Raw genomic sequence first — 17777 nt, 5'->3', positions numbered from 1 at the left:
ACCGGGCACGCGTGCTGTCACCCCCAGCAGCGCCGGCGCGACGGCGGGATGACGGAGCCGGCCGGTCAGCGGCGCGGGTGGGGAGTCGAACGCCCGCCGTCGTTCGGCACAGGCACAGGCGTGCACGTGCGCTCCGCCTTCCCGGGGATCGCGGGCTCGCTCGTGACCCACGCGTTCCTCGTCGAGGCCTACGGTTCCCGGACGGGAGCCGAGGAACCGACCCCCGACGACACCGCGGAAGCGGACGGCATGACCGAGGCCGGCGCGCCCGGCGTCGTCGCGCGATCGAGAAGGGGATCGTCGACCATGACCGACATCTGTGCCATGCCCGCGACCGACCTCGCCGCGGCGGTCAGGGCGGGTGAGATCTCGCCCGTGGACGTCGTGCGAGCGGTGAGCGACCGGATGGATGCCGTGGAACCCGTGCTGCACGCGTTCTGCACCCCGACCCTCGACCTCGCCCGTCAGCAGGCCGAGGACCTCGCGGATCGCATCGCCGCCGGGGAGGAGGTCGGTCCGCTGGCGGGTGTGCCGGTCGGCATCAAGGACCTCGTGGCGACCAAGGGCATCCGGACGGCGATGGGCTCGAAGGCGTACGAGGACTTCGTACCCGACGAGGACGACATCGTGGTGGAACGCCTGAAGGCGGCCGACGCCATCATCATCGGCAAGACCAACGTGCCGGAGTTCGGCTACAGCGGGGTCGGGCACAACCCGGTCTTCGAGACGACGCGCAACCCGTGGAACCCGGCGATGACCCCTGGAGGGTCCAGCGCCGGCTCGGGTGCCGCTGTCGCGGCCGGCATGGGCCCCATCGCCGTCGGCAGCGACGGTGGCGGGTCGGTGCGCATCCCGTCGGCCCACTGCGGACTGTTCGGCATGAAGGCGTCGATGGGACGGGTTCCGCTGTACCCGGGGTGCCGTGACGAGCGGTACCCCGGGGTCTCCAGCTGGGAGTCCCTGGAGCACATCGGTCCCATGTCGCGGACCGTGGCCGACAGCGCCCTGATGCTGTCGGTGATGGCCGGGCCCGACCCCCGGGATCGGCACACGATCCCGACCTCGGACGTGGACTGGACCGGCTGCCTCTCCGGCGACGTCCGAGGTCTCCGCGTGGCCTTCAGCCCCGATCTGGGGTACGCCGCTGTGGACCCCGCGGTGCGCGAGGTCGTCCAGACCGCCGTCCGGGTCTTCGAGGAGGAACTGGGCTGCCACGTGGAGCAGGCCGACCCTGGCTTCGACGACCCGTACGCCGCCTTCTGGGGCATCGTCGCTCTCGACACGGATCTGCGGGGGATGCGACGCCTGGCCGCCGAGACCGAGATGTCCCCGCACCTGGTGGAGTTCCTCGCCCGGCCATGGACGGCTGAGGACCTCACCGACGCGGTGATGACGCGGAAGGCGGTCAACAACAGGATGTGGCGGTTCATGGAGGACCACGACCTCCTCCTCACCCCCACGCTGACGGTTCCGCCGTTCCCGGTGCACGTGCAGGGGCCGGAGAAGGTCGACGGCCGGATGGTGCCGTCCTTCCAGTGGCTGTCCTTCACGCTGCCGATCAACATGACCGGTCAACCGGCGGCCACCGTTCCGGCGGGCTGGACGCAGGACGGCCTGCCCGTGGGCCTGCAGATCGTCGGCCGGCACCTCGCGGACGAGACGGTCCTGCGCGCAGCCGCGGCGTTCGAGGCGGCTGCTCCCTGGAGCGACCGGTGGCCCGCCCTGGTGCGCAGCTGACGTCCTCGGCTGCGCCGACGGGACGTCGTCCGTCCGCCGGCGCAGCCCCGCCCGTCGCCCGTGACAGGTGGTCCTGGCGGGGGCCTCCCGCGCCCCTTCCCGTCGGGACCGGCGGGTCGTCGAGGGTGACCCGTCGCGGGTCCCCGCGGCCGGGCGGGGTGGCTCGGCCGCGGTCGTGAGAGGTGGCGTCCTGTCCCGGGCGCAGGACTCCGCGGACGTTCCCCCCGGACGAGAGAGGATGCGTGCCCGATGCGGCCCGATCGGCCTGTGGGCCTCGTGCTGATCACTCGTTGACGACCGCGTACCCGAACACCGGGCCGGCCGTACGGCCGGTCGGCACGCCGCCGACGATGGCGGGCAGGCCCGCGAGGACCTGTCCGGCGATCTTGAGCTCGAACATGATGCCCATCGCGACGTCCAGGCGCTCGGGCTCGCCGTCGAAGACGCGCTGCAGCGCCATCAGCAGGCGGGTGAAGGTCACCTGGAACTGACGGGCCCGCCGGCAGGCCTCGGTGTCGGCGTCGAGGTCGCAGATGCGCTGGTTGGCCGTGAGGGGCCAGACCCCATCGGGCTGGAACGGGTACTCCGGGCCCGTGAACGAGTAGCCCTCGGGCACGGTCGGGTCGCGCACCAGCCGCCGACCGCGCCAGATCGCTTCGAAACGGTAGTAGTGCGCGACGTCCCCGTCGGGATCCACCGGGGCGGTCCCGGTTCCCTCGCCCTCCTCGACGACCAGGGTGAGCGCGCGGACGGCCGAGTCCACGTCCGTGATGGCGAACAGCCGCTCGGTCGGGAACCACCGCGGCGACACGAGCTGGCGTGCCGGGTCACCGACGAACACGTCGTCCCCGAGGTCGATGAGCTTGCTGCGCAGTGTCCGGTAGAACTCACCGATCGTCGCGAAGGTCGCTCCCTCCGCCGCGAGGGAGTGGTGGGCGGGGAAGACCAACGGGTCCTCGGGCTCCTCGATCTCCATGAAGACCTGCTTGACGAGGTCGCGGGAGAAGGGCAGCAACCCCACGACGAGTCCGGTGCCGATCCCGAGGGGAAGTGTCGACGGGTATCTCGGGACGAACTCGGCACGGGCGATCGCCGGCGTCCGACCGAGCGCGTTGAGCAGGTTGCAGCCGATCGCCATGTGCAGCATCTCGTCCACGACGACGTCGTGGACGTCCCGCCAGATGTCCCGGTTGGTACCCGGCTTGAGGGACAGCATCGCGGTGAGATAGGGCGGGATGGTCGAGAACTCGAGTCTGATGGCCTCGTGGATCAGGTCGGCGAGCTCCTCGGCCGAGCCGGCTCGATGGAGCGCATCCACCGCGGCGCGTTCGATCTGCAGCATGGCGGGTTCCTCAGCCCTCCGGCTCACCACGGCGGAGAGCGGCCTGCCGTGTCAGGATGCGCCTGGACGCGGCGGCGGCCTCGGCGCTGTGCGGGTCAGGACCGAGCGGATCATCGACCGGCTCGTCGGATGCCGATGGCGCCGGACGTTGCGTCGGACCCATCTCGAGCCACGTGACGATGGCCGCGAGCTTCTGCGCCGAGAGGTCCCTGCTGACCGGCATGTAGTTCGGGTCGGTGATGGAGCGGGTCAGCGCGAACACCATCGCTCGTCGACACGAGAGCACGGCGTCGCGGTCACCGAGGTCGGCGATGTGTTCCCGCATGACCGGGTACAGCCTGGCGTACTGGGCCAGGATGGGGTGGATGTCCCGCACCCAGTCCGGTTCGTCGGGGACCTCGAACGGATCGCGGACGTGGGCGACGATCAGGTCGAGGCTGGAGTCCAGCCCGCTCCCGAGGTAGTCCGGCGATCCGTTGGCGGCCAGCCGGGCCGAGTAGGCGATCCGCACGACCTCGCCGTCGAGGGCCAAGGCACCGCGAGGGTTGCCGGGATCGCCGGCGGTGAGCGGGATCGACGCGAAACCCCGGGCATCCGTCTCGACCTGGGCCGGGAACTGCAGCGCCGCACCTGAGCGCGCGAGGTGGACGACCACGCCCGCTGCCGGACTTCCCCGCCGGACCGCGCACACCGAGGCGACCCCGGCGCTGTGCGCGTCGAGCCGATGCACGAACTCGTCGGCCCGGACGTAGAGACCGTCGGCGGTCTCCCGGCACACCACGCGTCTACTGAGATCCGGGCGCCGCGCCAGCACAGCCAGCGGACGCTCACCCGCGGCCGAGGCCGCGGCGGCGGTCAACGGGAAGGAGAACACACCTGCGCGTCCGGGCGCCTCGGTCAGGTCGATCGTGCCGATCACGACGATGTCGGCATCGCTCAGGACGTCCCCCGGCGCGATGTCCTCACCGCTCAGCACACCGACCTCGAGCGCATCGACGGTCTCCGCAGACCCCGAGACGCGGGCGAGCGTCGCCGGCGTCCCGGCGTGGTCCACGATCGGATACGCGTTGCCCAGGTCGACCACCAGGCGGGAGTTCGGCCGGTCCAGCGCGGCGGTCGTCGGGCCGAGGACGACCGGCGGGTCCTCCTCGGCCGAGAGCACGCCCGCCTCGATCCGGCGTCCGGCCACGAACCCGGCGGGCTCGCCGGCGCGCCATGGGCCGATGCACCCGGTGAGCGAACCGGTCGCGAAGGAGTCCCCGACGTGTGCCCTGAAGAACCCGAACGTGTTGAGGACGATGGACAGCCGGTCCGCAGAGCTCTCCGCACGGATCGCGGCGAGAGCAGGGGATGCCGCACCGGCGGACCCGTAGGCGACGTCCTCGAGCACGGAGACGAAGGAAGCACCGGCGGGTTGGCCGTTCACGTCGGCGCCGTCGATCTGGCGGGACGTGATGTCGCGGAAGCCTGACACGCGGAACGACCCGGAGAGCACCTCCGCACCACTCGTCGGGTCGATCAGCCGGACCACCAGACCCCAGATCTCCGACGAGTTCTGCCAATCGGGGTCGAGGTCGACCAGCTTGGCGCTCGGACGGTCAGCGGCGCCGACGACGGCGAGACCCCGCACGGGGTCGTCGACGGCGACCGGCGCGCCACCCAGGTGCTCGCCTCCGCAGACGCGGCAGCCCAGGAAGTCGAAGGTCGAGCCGCCGCCCGGATTCCAGAGCTGGGTCGGGGGAGTGGATGACGGCGGGTAGTTCGTGGCGCGGTTGTTCACCGTCGACACGTCACCGAAGAACCGGCCGGAGAACGTTATCCGCGTTCCGTCGAGATAGCTCATCCGCTCGTCCTCACGGTGCTCAGCTCAGCCAGCGCGCCGATGTCGTCGAGATGCACGACGAGCCCGGTGCCGGTCCGCACCGGCAACCGCTCGGCCCTCCCACGTCCGTTGACGACGGTGTCCGGATCCGCGGGCGGGTGAACACCCGTCAGCGGGTCGATCAGCAGGTCTTCGCCCGGATGCAGGTCCGCGTCGCGCTCGTCCACGGGACGAGGTGGTCCGACGTCGACGATCCACCTCGTCGGGGGAGACGAGGGTACGAGCGGGTGCGTCACGGCAGCGTCACCACCGTGCTGGAGCTCGCCAGCCTGCCGGGCGAGAGGCCGGCCCCGCATCTGTCGTGAGGTGTGCCGACCGCCGGGCGTCACCCGGGCGGGCGGGAGCTGCAGGCGCCGGTCGAACCGACCGGCGCCCCGAGCGGTTCTCCCGCCGCTCCGCCGGCCAGGTCGTCCAGTCCCGCAAGGCGCTGGGGGAGAGCTGCTGCCGGTGATCCGGCTGCACGATCTGCGGCACACCCACGCCACCCTGCTGCTGGCCGACGGTGTGCCGGTCGACGGCGTCGCGGAGCGTCTGGGCCACGCCAGGGCCACCGTCACGCTCACCGTCCACCGGCACGTCCACCCCGGCCCGGGCCGCGAGGCGGCCGACTTCTTCGCCGCGCCGCTCGAGGGCTGATCCGGCGCGGGGGTGTCACGCGGGTGTCACGAGGGCCTCAGGAGCCCCGACAGCACGACACCCCGGGCTCCGGACCTGCGGGAACACCGGGGTGAGGCGGTGCCCGAGGAGGTACACACGCACACGGCTGCCGACCGTCGACCGTTCCCGCCCATGCCACCGGCGGCTCAGCGTGGGGCCACCCGGAAGACGGGCCAGCCGATCTCGGTGCGCCAGGCGGCCGGGTCGGTCGTGTCGCGGGGACCGACCAGGTAGGTCTCCCGCACCGGCCCCGCGACGGCGAGTGCGTTGGCCACCGCCCAGGCGCCGAGCTCCCCGTAGGTGACGTCGATGTCGTCGTGCTGCCCGACATGGGTGGTGACGGCCAGCTCGACGGCCGGCAGGGTCACGGGGTGGACCCGCCCGCTGCGCGGCGGGTCCGTCGTCGGCCGGTACAGGAGCAGGTGTCCCCGGCCGGCCTCGAACAGCGCGTTGTCGTACAGGCCGCCGGGGACGCCGGTCGGGTCGCGGACCACCGCATCGAGCTCGGCCATGGCGCCGGAGTACCAGGCGAGGACGTCCTCGTGGTCGACGTCGTCCTCGACGGCCGCCACCGTGCTCGCCGGCACCGCGCGGAGCTCGACGTCCAGGGGAGGGGGTTCCGGCTGCAACAGGCGGCGCAGGGACGCAACGGCGGCGCGCGTCCGGTCCAGCTCCGACTCGAGGCGCTCCAGGTGCTCGGCCACGAGCGCGCCACGGGCGCTCGGGTCGGGGAGGCGGAGGAAGCGCTGGACGTCGGGCAGCGGGACGTCGAGCTCGCGCAGGCGGTGGATGACCTGGGCGGTCGGGATCTGGTCCGCGCTGTAGTACCGGTAGCCGCTCGCGGGGTCCACGGTCGCGGGCTCGAGCAGCCCGGCGTCGTGGTAGCGGCGGAGCGTGCGCACGCTCAGATGGGTCAGCCGGGAGAACTCGCCGATCGCCAGCACGCGAGCACTGTGCACCCTCTCCCCGGGGGAGGGTCGAGTGCTTGACCCTCCCGGTGCGGGAGGCCGCACGGTCCCGACATGACCACACCGACCAGCATCCAGCCCAGCGAGCTCCCTGCCACGATCCGCGGCTTCCTCGCCGCCCACGCGGCCCGCGACGTCGACGTCGCCATCCGCGCCTTCACCCCCACGGCCGTGGTCGTCGACCAGGGCCAGACCTTCCGCGGGAGCGACGAGGTCCGCGACTTCCTGCGGAACGCCGGAGCCGAGTTCACGTACACGACCGAGCTCGTCGGCGTGCGGCGCATCGACGGGACACGGTGGGTGACCGTCAACCGCCTGGAGGGGAACTTCCCAGGCGGCGTCGCGGAGCTGCAGTACCGCTTCGCGATGGGCGGCGACCTCATCGCCGAGCTGGTCATCGCCCCCTGAGCCGGAGGCCTTCCGCGGACCCGCAGCCTTCCAGCTGCGGCGTCGGACCCGGGCGGCCAGGCCGCCCACGACTGGAGAGGAGACGACCCGTGTCCCTCAGCACCGCAGCGCCCCGCACGGACCCGCCGAGGCCCACGGTCGTGCTCGTCCACGGCGCCTTCGCCGACTCCTCGAGCTGGAACGGCGTGATCGCGCAGCTCCGAGGAGACGGTCATCCGGTGATCGGGGTGGCCAACCCGCTCCGGGCCCTGCGCAGTGACGCCGAGTACCTCTGCCGCGTCCTCGACAGCCTGGACGGGCCGCTCGTGGTCGCGGGCCACTCCTATGGCGGCAGCGTGATGAGCGAGGCCGCCGACGGCAACCCGCGGGTGAGGGCGCTCGTGTTCGTCGCCAGCTTCCTCCTCGACGAGGGCGAGAGCACCGGCGAGCTGGCCGGGAAGTTCCCCGGCAACGAGCTCGGGCCGGCGCTGCGCCCGGTACCCGTCGCCGGTCCCGACGGGCAGCCGGTGCACGACCTGTACATCGAGCAGGGGAAGTTCCGACAGGTCTTCGCCGCGGACGTGCCGGAGGACGTCGCCGCGCTCCTCGCTGCCACGCAGCGGCCCATCGTCGCCGACGCGCTCGAGGGGAAGGCGACGAAGGCGGCCTGGAGGACCATCCCGTCCTGGACCGTGGTCACGGGTCAGGACCTCGCCGTCCCGGCCCGGTCGCAGCGCTTCATGGCCGAGCGTGCGAAGTCGCACGTCGTCGAGGTCGACGCCTCCCACGCCGTGACGGTCTCCCGGCCCGACGCCGTCGCACGGGTGATCGACGAGGCCGCACGCGCGACGGCCGGCTGACCGGACGCCGACCGCCCACCGGGGCCGCCCCGACGCCGCGACGTGCGGCGCAGCGGGCGCCGTCGTGTGGTCGCTGGCAGTGTGGACGGCATGGCCCCTTCCGCTCCCGTCGTCGTGGTGACCGGTGCGAACGGGTTGGTGGGCGCCGCGGTGTGCCGGGCGCTCGTCGAGCGGTCGGCGCAGGTGCGCGCCGTCGTCCGACGCGTCGGCAGCGCGCCTGCGCTCGACGGAGTCACCGAGCACGTCGGCGACTTCGCCGACGAGGGCCTCGCCCGCGCGGTGACCCAGGGCGCCGACGCGGTCGTCACGACGGTCCACCCGATGGGCGCGTCCCGAGAGGTGCAGCACCGGGTGGGCGTCGAGGGCACGCCGGTCCTCGCTCGGGCTGCCCGGGACGCCGGCGTCGCCCGGTTCGTGCACGTGTCCACGGCCGGGGTCTACGACCGCTCGGCCGGTGTCGGGGACGTGGCCGAGGACGGTGCTCTCCTGCCCGAGGGCAGCGGCGACTACCCCGACACCAAGAACGCCACCGACGTCGCGCTGGCGCAGGTCGGTGGGCTCACGACCGTTCTGGTCCGCCCGCCGGCGATCATGGGCGTCGGCGACACGTCGGTCTGGAACACGCTGCGACCGCAGGGGATCCGTGACGGTGAGCGCCGAGCGAACCCGGCCAAGACCTGGGCCTGGGTGCACGTCGACGACCTGGCGGCCCTGATCGCGGACGTCGCCACGGGCGCCGTCGCGACCGCCGACGACCCGGCGCGAGGCCCCGTGGCCGGTGGCACGACGCCGGTCATCGTCGCGGGCGAGGCTGCGACGTGGCGGGACTACCTCGGCACGGTGACCGACGCGTTGGGCGTCGTGCCCGAGTGGACCGACGAGCCGGTCTGGACCGGGCAGCTGCTCACCGGGCGCGCGCGGGGGTGGGGCTGGGTGCCGCGGGTGAGCCTCGCGCACGCCATGGGCGAGCTGCGGCAGGGCCTGACGACGCGCGAGTGACAGCAACGCCGGGTCTGCCACCGGCAACTGGAAGCACACCGAGCCGTGCACCTCGACTGTGTCCGAGGGGGCGACACGCTACATGCGCACACGGCTGCACGTGGCGCCGAGGTCGTGCTACAGAATGGACCGAGTCCCGGTCTCCCGAGAGTCCGGTGCCGTTCTCGGGCCCGGACCCGACCTGTCGAGGCGCGGTGCACCTCAGGAGCTGCAGCTCCGTTCCGGGCCGCGAGACCTCACGATGAAGGGAGCGACCCGTGCCGGTCATCGAGCGTCCTGACACGGCCCGCATCTCGTGGGAGTCCGACGGGCCGGAGGACGCTCCCGCCGTCCTGCTGCTCATGGGGCTCGCCTACCCGGCCGCGATGTGGTTCCGGCTGGTCCCCGCCCTGGCCGAGAGCCACCGGGTCATCCGGATCGACAACCGGGGTGCCGGCCGCACCGGTGACGTTCCTGGGGCGCCGTACACGGTCGAGACCATGGCGGCGGACTCCCTGGCCGTGTTGGACGCCGCGGATGTGGACACCGCCCACATCGTCGGCATCTCGATGGGCGGCCTGATCGCCCAGGAGATCGTGCTCACCGCTCCGGAACGGGTCCGCTCGCTGTGCCTGCTCGCCACGCACCCGGGCATCGCGCACGCCGTCATGAACCCCCAGGCGGTGGCGATGCTGACGCAGCGCGGCCAGATGACGCCCCAGGAGGCGGCCGAGGCCTCCATCCCCTACAACTACGCGCCCGAGACACCTCGCGAGCGCATCGAGGAGGACTGGGCGGTGCGGTTCCCGCTCGCCGCCTCCAACGAGGGTTACCTGGCGCAGGTGGTCGGGTCGTCGCGATGGGACGGCTACGGCCGCATGGAGGGCATCACCGCGCCGACGCTGGTCGTGCACGGGGAGCTGGATGCGCTCGTCCCGCCGGAGAACGGCCGCATCATCGCCGGCCGGATCCCCGGCGCCGAGCTCGTGATGATCCCGAACGCGAACCACGTGCTGATGACGGACCAGCCCGAGCACGTGTCGAAGGTGCTCCTCGAATGGCTCGATCGGAACCGGTGACCAGTCCGACAGCCTGCCCGGTTCGGATGACGGATGACCGGCGTACGGTTCGGGCCGGTCCGCAGCCCCCCGCCCCGGCGCGCGCGGCCGTTCCCCGGCGTGGCGGCGCCGGGTGCCGCGCGGATCAGCCGCTCATCCGCCTGTAGACGTCGGGCGGAGCCGCGCCGCCGGTGGCGATCGCCGCCGACCACTCGCCGGCGACCAGCCCGCGCCGTACGAGTCGGCGCTGGATCGTGACACCGCCGGGCGTCCGTTCCGTCGGACTCGGTCGTCGGCGCCGGGCGCAGGCCTGAGCGGACCGGATCGGGTCTGCGCACACCACCCTGACCGCCCGGCAGCTGGACCGCCGCGCGCTAGCCTCACGGGAGAACCGAGTCCGAGGACCGGAGATCCGGGATGCGCTTCGTGTTCAGCCCTCCTGCCGAGGCAGCGGCCGATCTGGTGACCCTGCCCTGGGACGTCCCGCTGTCGCAGTGGAGCGACGACCGGATCGTCGAGATCCCGCAGCAGGGACGCTCCCGCCACGTCGTCCGGTTCGTGGCCGAGGCCGGACGCGTGTTCGCGCTCAAGGAGCTGCCCGAACGACACGCCCGCCGCGAGTACGAGGTGCTGCGCCGACTGCACGAGCTCGGCATCCCGGCGGTCGAGGTCATCGGCGTGGTCGTCGACCGGCCCGGTGCCCAGGAGGCCGTGCTCGTCACCCGCTTCCTGGACTACTCATCGTCCTTCCTCGCCCTCTTCGCCAACCCGCGAGGGGTGCAGCTGATCGACCGGGTGATGAACGCCCAGGTCGAGCTGTTGGTCCGTCTCCACCTCGCCGGCATCGTCTGGGGCGACTGCTCCCTGGCCAACACCCTGTTCCGGTTCGACGCCGGGACGTTGGCCGCCTATCTCGTGGACGCCGAGACGGGGGAGGTGCACGAGCGCCTCACCCAGAGCCAGCGCGACCACGACACCGATGTCGCCTATGCGCGGGTCGTCGACGAGCTGACGGACCTGCGGGAGCGCGGCTCCCTGGCCGGGGACCTCGACCCGGCCCTCGCGGCGGCCGACCTGGTGGCACGGTACGAACAGCTGTGGGCGGAGCTGACCAGCGAGGAGGTGATGCCCCGCGACGAGCAGCAGTTCCGCGTCGCCGAGCGCATCCGCAGGCTCCAGGACCTGGGGTTCGACGTCGGCGAGATGGAGCTCGTCGACGACCCGGCCGGCGGGAGCCGGCTGCGGCTCACCACCCGCGTCACCGAACCCGGCAACTGCCGGCGGGCCCTGTTCGCCCGGACCGGGCTGGACGTGCAGGAGAAGCAGGCCCGCCGTCTCCTCGCCGACATCGCGAGCTACCGGGCCGGGCTGGAACAGGCGGAGGACGGCCCGGTCTCCGAGACCGCGGCCGCCATCCGCTGGCTGACCGAGATGTACCAGCCGACGATCGCCGCCATCCCGGCGCACCTGCGCAGTCGGCTGGACGCCGCCGAGATCTTCCACGAGATCCTCGAGCACCGGTGGTTCCTGTCCGAAGCGGCCGGCCGGGACGTCGGGATGCAGGCCGCGGTGCGGGACTACGTCGAGAGGGTGTTGTCGGCGGTGCCCGGCGACCTGGTGGCACCGACGCCACGGATCGCCGACCGGAGCCTCTCCCGGCCGTAGTCCTCCGCGGCCGCAGCGTGGGCGCGCACGTCGTCGGGCAGCGGGTAGGACAGCAGGTGGAACTCGGCGGCGGGCACGTGAGCTCCCTCCTCCCGACCGCGGACCGGAACGGCCGGGTGCGGACGCCCATCGCGATGACCGTCCGCGAGGTGCCGTCGGGCGGCGCCACCTGTCGGGTGAGCGCAGCGACCACGCTCAGCACCGCAGCGGTGCATGGGTGTCGCGGCCAGGGGTTCAGCGACCTCGGCGGCACCGATCTGCACGCGGAGCGGCGTCCCCTGCTCGCCGGCCGGTGATCCGGCTGCACGGCTCACGGCTCCGCCAGGAGGACGAGGGAGACCGTGGCTGCGCCGCCGCGGGGTCAGGCGGAGCCCGTCCCGACCGGCTCCTGGTCGGGCCGGCTCCCACCGGACGCGGACCGGGCTCGCCAGGTCGTGGAGCTGAGGGTGACGGGCAGGGACTCGTGGCCACGCAGGATGACCGTGTCGCGGCGGCGCCCGGAGCCCGCGGGGCCGAGGTCGGGGAAACGCTCGAACAGCGCCTGGAGCGCGACCTCGCCCTCCATCCGCGCGAGCGCGGCCCCGAGGCAGAAGTGGATGCCGCTGGAGAAGGCCACGTGGTCGCGGGCGTTGCTGCGCGTGACGTCGAAGGTGTGCGGGTCGGGGAACACCCGCGGGTCCCGGTTGGCCGCGGCGAGCAGGAGGACCAGCCACTCGCCCTCGGCGACGGGGACGCCGTGGACGGTGGTGGACCGCCGGGCCCGGCGTGCGGTCCGCTGCACGGGCGGGTCGACGCGGAGGACCTCGTCGACCGCGTTCGGCCACAGCGACGGGTCCTCGGCCAGCAGCCGGCGCTGGTCGGGGTGGGCGAACAGCAGGGCGGCGCCGTTGCCGATGAGGTTGACGGTGGTCTCGAACCCGGCGCCGACGACCAGTGCGGCGGTGGCCCGCAGCTCGGTCTCGGTGAGGCCGCCACCGTCGTCGTCGACCGTGGTGACCAGGCTCGACAGCAGGTCCGGGCCCGGGTCCCGGCGCAGCCGCCGCAGGTGCTCGCGCCACCAGGTGTCGAGCTCGGCGAGGGTGCGCTCGACGTCGCGGTGGGTGGCCCAGTCCAGACCCAGGTCCAGGACCGGCGCGGCGCGGTCGCCCCAGGCGAGGAACTGCTCGCGCATCGCCACCGGGACGCCCAGCATCTCGGAGATGACCGTGACCGGCAGCAGGCTCGCGTAGCGGGCCGCGAGGTCCACCTGCCCATCGTGTGCCGCGGCCTCTCGCTCGAGGTCGTCGAGGAGCTCGTCGGCGATCTGGCGGGTGCGCTCGCGCAGCCCGGCGACGGCCCGGGCGCTGAACGCCCGGCTGACCAGCCGGCGGTAGCGGGTGTGCTCGGGCGGGTCGACGGCGACCATCGACGGCGGGTCGATGGGGCTCACCCCCGGCCGGTCGCCGGCCAGCCGCAGCGCCAGCCGGAACGCCGCCGGCAGCCGGTCGGTCCGGTGGGCGCCGATCTGCCCGAACTCCTCGCTGCGCAGCACGTCGGTGCACACGTCGTGGTGGACGCTGACGCGGGCCAGGGCCCCGTCGGCGAGGGGGGCCGCCGTCCGCAGCCGTTCGTAGTGCGGGTACGGGTCCGCGCGGAGTGCCGGGTCGGTCATGACCTGGGCGTCGGGGTTGCCCGCGCGGGCGCGTGCCCGGATCGCGAGCCGCAGCGCGCCGTGGGTGGTGGTCCAGCGGACCGCGCTGCGCACCAGTTCGTCCATCGCCCTCGCCCGTCCCCTCGGCAGCCGGGTCCGCCCGCGGCCGACGCGAACTCATCCTCGGGGACGCCGCCTCCGGGTGCCAGGGTCGAGGGCTCCGATCACGGTCACCGCGGTGCCCGGTCCCCACGTGCCTCGGCACAGCAGCGGCACCAGCACGCCCACCGTCCACCGGCTCGTGCACCCCGGCATGGGCCGCGAGGGGGCCGACCGCTCCGCTGGAGCCGGGTTGAGGCGCCAGAGCCGGTATGTCCACGGGAGGTCGTAGCCGATGACGTAGGCGGTGTAGGCACCCAGGGTGAGCGAGGACCTCCGGTCCTCGATGATCGAGATCTGCAGCAGCCCCAGGGGGCAGAGGAAGGCCAGCAGGCCGAGGAAGCCGTTCCTGGTACTGCGGCGACCGAAGAACGTGGCGTTCCACAGCTCGTTGGCTGCGAGGACCGCCATGGCCAGGCGGTAGGAACGCCTGTCCCCGCGGGTCACCGATCTGTGGACGACCACTCCCATGAGCAGGTAGTAGGCGCCACCGACCGCGTAGAACGCTGCCATCGGCAGCTGCAGCGCAGGACGCCGGAGGTCCTGGAACCATCGCAACGAGTCCCGGCCGATGGAGGCATTGCCGACCACAGCCGCTCCGATCACAGGCGACGCTGTCTTGAGCAGCACTGATCGACGCACAGCCGGACCGTAGAACGGGGACGGCGTGCGGGTGCCCGCGCAGAGGCCCCGTGGCCGGACCAGCAGCCGCGCACGACGGCTCCTGACCCCGGCCGCTGTCCACCGTGTCGTGTCGGGTCCGCACGCCGGGAGCCCGCCGAAGCCGGCGATGCCGCCGGGTCCGGCGGGCTGCTGCCCGCCCCGCAGTCGCGCTCGTACGCCGCCTGCGGGGCGTCACAGTCTCCCTGCACCGGCGCCGTCGGCGATGCCGGACCCTGCCCGCCAGGAGGGACCATGACCACCGCCCTCGTCACCGGCGACACCGGACCGGATGCCGCGCTACACAGCCTGCGGAAGTCCTGGTCACGTGGGAGGCGTGAGCGAACAGCCGACCTGGGCGGCCACTCGATCCACCACGGAGGATCCGCAGCGGAGGTCGCGGGCCGCGGCGTCCCGGGCCGGGTCGTCGACGGCAGGCCGTGGTACACGGTCGGGTCGGGAACGGCGGCGTCGACGGGACGTGCAGCAGGGCGGCGCGGACGCCACCTGCGACGCGGTCCGGGTCGCCGGTGAAGCGCTGGTCCACGCCGGCCGGCCCGAGCGCCGGGGCAGGGCGCTGCCGGTGGTCAGGCCACCGCCCGGCGCAGGCCGGCGAGGGCTTCGGTGAGCAGGGCGGGGCGTCCGACGTCGGCTGCGTAGGCGGCGAGGAAGCAGCTCAGCCGCACGCCCAGGGCACGGGCGCGCAGCTCCCGGTCGGCGTCCACCTCCCCGTACGCGGTGAGGAAGGCCGCCCGAGCCGACCCCGAGAAGCCGGTGTAGGCGAGGGCGAGGTCGACCGCGGGATCGGCCAGGCACACGTCGCCCCAGTCGATGACGCCGACCGCGCCGCCCCCGTCGTCGAGGAGGAGATGCCGCACGTGCAGATCACCGTGCACGAGGACGGGTGGCCGGGCCGGGGCGTCCAGCCGCTCGGCCTCGGCGAGCAGTGCCTCCACGCCCGCGTCCCCGGCCCACGTGCCCTCCTCGACGAGCTGCCGCAGCTGGGCCCGGGTGTCGTCGATCCGGGCCCGCGGCCACGCACGGCCCATGGGGTCCAGCGGCAGCCCCGTCGGCACGGCCTGCCGGGTCGGGGCGGCGTGCAGCACCCGCAGGAACGCACCCACCGTCGCAGCCGCCGCCCGTCGCCGGTCATCCGGCAGCCCGGTGTCGGCCAGTTCCCGTCCCGGCAGCAGCCGGGCACCCGCGAACGGCCAGGGGTCCACCGGGTCGTCGTCCTCGGCCACGAACTCCGGCTCGGGAACGAGGAGGGGGAGCAGTGTGGCGATCCGGGGGAGGACGGCGAGTTCCCGCCTGAAGCCGGGCACCGCGAGCTGCCGGCGCGGGAAGCGGAAGACCCAGGTCCCGTCCACGAGGAAGACGGTGTTGTCCCAGCCCTCCGCCAGCGGCTCCACGGGCCGGCCGCGCAGCGCGGGGAAGGCCGCCGCGATCAGCGTGGCGGCCCGCAGGGTCGCCGAGGGACGCTCGGGCGCCCACCGCGGCCGGCTCACCACACGGCGCCGAGGACGGCGACGCTGATGGCGCCCGCGACCATGGGCAGCGCGACCCCGCGGATCCGCCAGGCACCAGGCCGGTCAGCAGAGCCCCGGCGGGGGAAGCCGGGGTCGCGCAGCCCAGCGCACCGAACACGGCCGCAGCGACCAGCACCGCCGACCCCACGTTCGCCAGCGAGCGACCGCACCCCGGCCGGCAGCCTGGTGCCCGGCCCGGGAGCGATCGGCAGGATGCGCAGCACGCAGGTGACCGCAGCCGCCGCTCCGGCGCACGCGGTCAGCGCAGTCATGACGCTCTCCTCTCCGAGGAGGCGTGCACCGCGACGCTCGCGGCCACGCCGGCCAGGGACTCCCGCACCGGCCGGCGCGGCACCGTCTCGGTCAGGGCACCCGTGACCAGGTGTCGGCCCAGCGGGGCGCTGTCAGTTCGATGGTCACTCCTCGACGGACGTGGTACGGGTGCGCACCACGGTGCCGGTGACCCGGTGGTCGGGTCCCAGGGCTCGACGCCGGCGATGGTCATCGGTTCGGCCGTGCCTGTGAGGTCCTCGCACAGCCCACACACCGAGAGAGCCCCCGGATCGGTCAGCTCCTGGGCGATGGCGGCGTGGACCTCGCACGTACCGGCCAGCTTCCCGTGTTCGGCCGCGCAGGTCAGGATCAGGAGCCGAGTGGTCGGCGCGCCACACCGCGGCCCTCCGGGAGAGGCGTGGGCGGCGCACGTCGCGAACCGCTGGGCCATCTCGCCCGACGGCGATCGCTCGTGGTCCGTCGACGGTCTCCAGGTACCTCTTGAGGAATCACGGCAAGGCCCGCTGAGATGGTGGCAGTCCTGCACCGCGTCCCGCGTGGACGCGTGCTGGGCCGGGCCCACCCTGGTGCCACGGGGTCGGAGCGGACCGCGGTGCTCTGCCGGTCACCAGGTCGGCAGGCTGTCGGGGTACAGCAGCCTGACGATCCCGGCCCAGAGGTCGTCCGCGGGGACGGCCTCGCCGTCGGCCGCATTGACCATCACCACCACGCTCGCCTCCTCCTCCGGCAGGTGGGAGACCATGTCGCTGTAGCCGAAGATCGACCCGTTGTGGCCGACCCAGTCACCGAGCTGGAGGACGCCGAGGCCGTACTGCACCCGGATGCCGGTCGAGGTGAGCGGCGTCCACTCCTGGCGCAGCCGGGCGGTCTCCGGGGCGAGGCCCGTGCCGGTCGCCAGCTGCTCGGCGTAGTGGGTCATGTCCGGCACGGTGGAGATGACTGCACCGGCGGTGAACGGGACCACGGGGTTGCTGAGCGTGACGTCCCGCGGCTCCTCGGCGGCGGGGTCGGTCGGTGCCAGCTGACTGTCGGTGTTCATGTAGCCGTGGGTGAACGGCTCCGGCAGGGCCGCGGTCGCGGGATACGACGTCTCCGGGAGGCCGAGGTCCTCGATCACCGAGGTGGTGTACTGCTGTGCCGAGCGGCCGGTGACCTGCTCGATGACCAGCCCGAGCAGTACGTACTCGGAGTTGGAGTACACGGTCGCCTGGCCGGGTGGGGTGGCCTCGTCGGCGTGCGCGCGGATGATCTCGAGAACGTCGTAGGGGGTCCACCCCGGCAGGAGCGGATCGGCGACGTACTGCGCCATGAACTCCTCGTCTGCGACGAAGTCGTACACGCCGCCGCGCATCCCCAGGAGGTGATGGACGGTGATCTCATCCCCGTGGGGGATGTCGGGGACGTACTTCTCCAGGGGGTCGTCGAGGGACAGCTTCCCCTGGTCGGCGAGGCGGAGCACCGCCTGGGCGGTGAAGGTCTTGGTCACGCTGGCGATGCGGTAGTGCACGTCGGTGGTCATCGGGGTCCCCGCGGCGTCCGCGGTCCCGTAGGCCTGGAGGTAACTCCCCCGGTCCGGGTCGGAGACGCCGACCACCGCACCGGTGACGCCGTTGGTCAGCGCGGCTCGGGCCAGTTCGTCGACCTGTGCGGCGAGGTCCGGGTCGAGGGGCGGGGCCGGGGGAGGAGCGGACCCGGCCGGGGGAACGGGGTCGGCCGTGAAGCCGGTCGTCCCGGCCCCGGCGAGCAGGGCGAGTACGAGGGCGGCGGGGCGCATCCATCGGCGCATGAGGAACAGCTCCTCGCGTGGAGGTGACGATGTGGTGTCCCCGTGGCCGGGCCCACCATGGCCGCGACAGCACTCCCTGTAAAGCGTCCTACTTGCTGCACGAGGTCGGGAGTGGCCGCGGTGGGACCTCCCCGTCGCCGGGCCGCACGACCTCCCGGCGGGCACGCCGGGGGCGCGGCGCGCTC

15 protein-coding genes are annotated in these 17777 nt (G+C 73.3%); 7 read left to right on the top strand and 8 right to left on the bottom strand.

The genetic code is table 11. The annotated features are described in order from the left end of the window. The first annotated feature begins 120 nt into the window (after positions 1 to 120). The gene (locus BLS21_RS04750) at positions 121 to 1737 is read left to right on the top strand and encodes an amidase (RefSeq protein ID WP_217635981.1); all 1617 of its coding nucleotides are present in this window, start codon (positions 121 to 123) and stop codon (positions 1735 to 1737) included. Between the two features lie 283 nt (positions 1738 to 2020). Here the strand turns inward: BLS21_RS04750 and BLS21_RS04745 are convergent, their stop codons facing one another. From BLS21_RS04745 to BLS21_RS04735, 3 genes are read right to left on the bottom strand one after another with little or no spacing between them, the layout of a single operon-like run. Beyond that, the gene (locus BLS21_RS04745; RefSeq protein WP_091214496.1) at positions 2021 to 3079 is read right to left on the bottom strand and encodes a ferritin-like domain-containing protein; all 1059 of its coding nucleotides are present in this window, start codon (positions 3077 to 3079) and stop codon (positions 2021 to 2023) included. 10 nt (positions 3080 to 3089) lie between these two features. Continuing rightward, entirely contained in the window at positions 3090 to 4922 is a 1833-nt protein-coding gene (locus BLS21_RS04740) for a hypothetical protein (RefSeq protein ID WP_091214494.1), read from the bottom strand. Next, positions 4919 to 5128 carry a hypothetical protein gene (locus BLS21_RS04735; RefSeq protein ID WP_091214491.1) on the bottom strand — a complete coding sequence of 70 codons (210 nt, stop codon included), beginning with the start codon at positions 5126 to 5128 and terminating at the stop codon, positions 4919 to 4921. The genes BLS21_RS04740 and BLS21_RS04735 overlap by 4 nt, the downstream gene beginning before the upstream one ends. 139 nt (positions 5129 to 5267) lie before the next feature. On the opposite strand from BLS21_RS04735, the gene BLS21_RS26390 reads away from it, so the two are divergent. After that, positions 5268 to 5597: a tyrosine-type recombinase/integrase gene (locus BLS21_RS26390; RefSeq protein ID WP_425431579.1), complete on the top strand. Its 330-nt coding sequence runs from the start codon at positions 5268 to 5270 to the stop codon at positions 5595 to 5597. A 167-nt stretch (positions 5598 to 5764) separates the two neighbouring features. On the opposite strand, the gene BLS21_RS04725 is transcribed toward BLS21_RS26390, so the two are convergent. Next, the gene (locus BLS21_RS04725; RefSeq protein ID WP_091214486.1) at positions 5765 to 6562 is read right to left on the bottom strand and encodes a MerR family transcriptional regulator; all 798 of its coding nucleotides are present in this window, start codon (positions 6560 to 6562) and stop codon (positions 5765 to 5767) included. A 78-nt stretch (positions 6563 to 6640) separates the two neighbouring features. Here BLS21_RS04725 and BLS21_RS04720 point away from each other — a divergent pair, with 78 nt between their 5' ends. The 5 genes from BLS21_RS04720 (at position 6641) to BLS21_RS04700 (ending at position 11534) form a co-directional block, all read left to right on the top strand. Further along, entirely contained in the window at positions 6641 to 6994 is a 354-nt protein-coding gene (locus BLS21_RS04720) for a nuclear transport factor 2 family protein (RefSeq protein WP_091214483.1), read from the top strand. A gap of 89 nt (positions 6995 to 7083) precedes the next feature. After that, the gene (locus BLS21_RS04715; RefSeq protein ID WP_091214480.1) at positions 7084 to 7833 is read left to right on the top strand and encodes an alpha/beta fold hydrolase; all 750 of its coding nucleotides are present in this window, start codon (positions 7084 to 7086) and stop codon (positions 7831 to 7833) included. 90 nt (positions 7834 to 7923) lie between these two features. Beyond that, entirely contained in the window at positions 7924 to 8832 is a 909-nt protein-coding gene (locus tag BLS21_RS04710) for an NAD-dependent epimerase/dehydratase family protein (protein ID WP_091215111.1), read from the top strand. 257 nt (positions 8833 to 9089) lie between these two features. Then, the gene (locus tag BLS21_RS04705) at positions 9090 to 9890 is read left to right on the top strand and encodes an alpha/beta fold hydrolase (RefSeq protein ID WP_091214478.1); all 801 of its coding nucleotides are present in this window, start codon (positions 9090 to 9092) and stop codon (positions 9888 to 9890) included. 396 nt (positions 9891 to 10286) lie between these two features. Next, entirely contained in the window at positions 10287 to 11534 is a 1248-nt protein-coding gene (locus tag BLS21_RS04700) for a DUF4032 domain-containing protein (RefSeq protein ID WP_091214475.1), read from the top strand. Between the two features lie 361 nt (positions 11535 to 11895). Here BLS21_RS04700 and BLS21_RS04690 read toward each other — a convergent pair whose 3' ends face one another. The 4 genes from BLS21_RS04690 to BLS21_RS04665 form a co-directional block, all read right to left on the bottom strand. After that, a complete protein-coding gene (locus BLS21_RS04690; RefSeq protein ID WP_091214470.1) occupies positions 11896 to 13290 on the bottom strand; it encodes a cytochrome P450 in 1395 nt (464 codons plus the stop codon). A gap of 51 nt (positions 13291 to 13341) precedes the next feature. Further along, the gene (locus BLS21_RS04685) at positions 13342 to 13929 is read right to left on the bottom strand and encodes a TspO/MBR family protein (RefSeq protein ID WP_281241902.1); all 588 of its coding nucleotides are present in this window, start codon (positions 13927 to 13929) and stop codon (positions 13342 to 13344) included. Positions 13930 to 14570: 641 nt separating this feature from the next. Further along, the gene (locus tag BLS21_RS04680; protein ID WP_091215109.1) at positions 14571 to 15491 is read right to left on the bottom strand and encodes a phosphotransferase; all 921 of its coding nucleotides are present in this window, start codon (positions 15489 to 15491) and stop codon (positions 14571 to 14573) included. Between the two features lie 919 nt (positions 15492 to 16410). Next, the gene (locus BLS21_RS04665; RefSeq protein WP_091214459.1) at positions 16411 to 17592 is read right to left on the bottom strand and encodes a serine hydrolase domain-containing protein; all 1182 of its coding nucleotides are present in this window, start codon (positions 17590 to 17592) and stop codon (positions 16411 to 16413) included. Between the last annotated feature and the right edge of the window lie 185 nt (positions 17593 to 17777).

Source organism: Geodermatophilus siccatus, from assembly GCF_900103785.1.
Taxonomy (GTDB): Bacteria; Actinomycetota; Actinomycetes; order Mycobacteriales; family Geodermatophilaceae; genus Geodermatophilus; species Geodermatophilus siccatus.
The sequence above is the reverse complement of the archived record's forward strand: the minus strand, read 5'-3'. Positions and strand labels throughout refer to the sequence as shown.

Bases quoted from the DNA above. Each gene is read 5' to 3' on its own strand.
- BLS21_RS04710 (WP_091215111.1), top strand. From the start codon at position 7,924: ATGGCCCCTTCCGCTCCCGTCGTCGTGGTGACCGGTGCGAACGGGTTG.
- BLS21_RS04720 (WP_091214483.1), top strand. From the start codon at position 6,641: ATGACCACACCGACCAGCATCCAGCCCAGCGAGCTCCCTGCCACGATC.
- BLS21_RS04745 (WP_091214496.1), bottom strand. From the start codon at position 3,079: ATGCTGCAGATCGAACGCGCCGCGGTGGATGCGCTCCATCGAGCCGGC.
- BLS21_RS04665 (WP_091214459.1), bottom strand. From the start codon at position 17,592: ATGCGCCGATGGATGCGCCCCGCCGCCCTCGTACTCGCCCTGCTCGCC.
- BLS21_RS04740 (WP_091214494.1), bottom strand. From the start codon at position 4,922: ATGAGCTATCTCGACGGAACGCGGATAACGTTCTCCGGCCGGTTCTTC.
- BLS21_RS04700 (WP_091214475.1), top strand. From the start codon at position 10,287: ATGCGCTTCGTGTTCAGCCCTCCTGCCGAGGCAGCGGCCGATCTGGTG.
- BLS21_RS04690 (WP_091214470.1), bottom strand. From the start codon at position 13,290: ATGGACGAACTGGTGCGCAGCGCGGTCCGCTGGACCACCACCCACGGC.